The organism is Apilactobacillus ozensis DSM 23829 = JCM 17196 (assembly GCF_001435995.1).
In the GTDB taxonomy this organism is placed as follows: Bacteria; Bacillota; Bacilli; order Lactobacillales; family Lactobacillaceae; genus Apilactobacillus; species Apilactobacillus ozensis.
In genome coordinates, this window is the sequence record NZ_AYYQ01000028.1 from 1 (window position 1) to 1,434 (window position 1,434).

1 protein-coding gene is annotated in these 1,434 nt (G+C 33.0%); it reads right to left on the reverse strand.

All coding sequences use genetic code 11. From position 1 onward, the window contains the following. Nucleotides 1–33: 33 nt before the first annotated feature. On the reverse strand, nucleotides 34–1,302 hold the full coding sequence (locus tag FD06_RS03355) for a cation:dicarboxylate symporter family transporter (protein WP_156403090.1): 1,269 nt from the start codon (nucleotides 1,300–1,302) through the stop codon (nucleotides 34–36). Nucleotides 1,303–1,434 lie beyond the last annotated feature (132 nt).

Consider the following 1,434-nt stretch of genomic DNA (forward strand, 5'->3'; position numbering starts at 1 on the left):
AATATTTGGAATTAATATCCTAGTAAAAGTTGTCTAACTTTTGGGGTTCACATCAAATTGCTTTTCTTTTTCATGATCAAATTCATTTTCAGATTTACCAATAACTAAAGTAGCTAAAGAGTTACCAATAACATTAACTGCTGTTCTTCCCATATCCACAAAACGGTCTATTCCAGCGATGAAAGTCAATCCAGACATAGGAACACCAATTGTTGAAACTGTAGCTAAAAGAACCACAAATGAAGCTCCAGGAACCCCCGCCATTCCTTTAGACGTAATCATTAAAACAACCACTAAAGTTATTTGATGACCCAACGTTAAATGAATTCCATAAGCTTGTGCTAAGAATAACGCCGCTAAAGATTGATAAATGGCTGATCCATCTAAATTAAAAGTATATCCTGTAGGAATAACAAATGACACGATTGAATTGCTAACTCCAAATTTTTGCATACGATCAATATTCTTAGGTAAGGCTGCTTCAGAACTAGCTGTAGAAAATGCTAGTACCGCTTCTTCTTTAATGACTTTAAGTAAAGTGGTAATTCTAAAACCAAAGAGTCTGGCAACTCCACCCATGATTACTAAAACGAATATTATCATAGTAACGTAGGTAAGACCAACAAAGTAACCCAGTGGAATTAAAGCTGATATTCCTAGTTCAGCTAGTGTAACACCGATAAGCGCACAAACCCCAATTGGTGATACTTTCATAATCCAGCCTGTTACTTTGAACATTACTTGAGAAACTGCTTCTAAAAAGTCAGTTATAACTTTACCCTTTTCACCAATTGCTGCTGTTCCTAATCCGAAAAACACAGAGAACAATATAATTGGCATCATATCACCACTACTAATGGAACTAAAAACATTAGTAGGAATTAAGTTAATTAAGGTATCTAATATTCCAGAATGACCACTTGCACTCTTAGCAGTCGTTATGTATTTAGTTATATCGGTACCCTTTAAAGCATGAACATTTATAAAGTCTCCTGGATGAAAAATATTTCCCATAATAAGACCAAGAATAATTGCTAAGGTAGTCATCAATTCAAAGTATAATAAAGTTTTTCCACCTATACGTCCAAGCTTTTTAATATCACCAATGTTTGCAATTCCAACCGTCAAACATGATATAACAATTGGAATAACTATCATTTGAATAAGACGTATAAACATAGTACCCAAACTTTGCATTACCGTTATAGCGGTCTCATTCTTATAAAAAACGGTTCCTAAAATTATTCCTAATATAAGCCCAATAAAAATTTGAGCTCCTAGAGAAAGCTTAATTTTTCGCATTCTACATAATCCTCCAAAATGTTTAATATTATTAAACATTTTATCACACTTAATGAAAATTTATTCAATATAAATAAAAAAGCTTTCGAAATAAATCGAAAGCTTTTTTCAATGAGCGTGGCAACGTCCTAC

Bases quoted from the DNA above. Each gene is read 5' to 3' on its own strand.
- FD06_RS03355 (WP_156403090.1), bottom strand. From the start codon at position 1,302: ATGCGAAAAATTAAGCTTTCTCTAGGAGCTCAAATTTTTATTGGGCTT.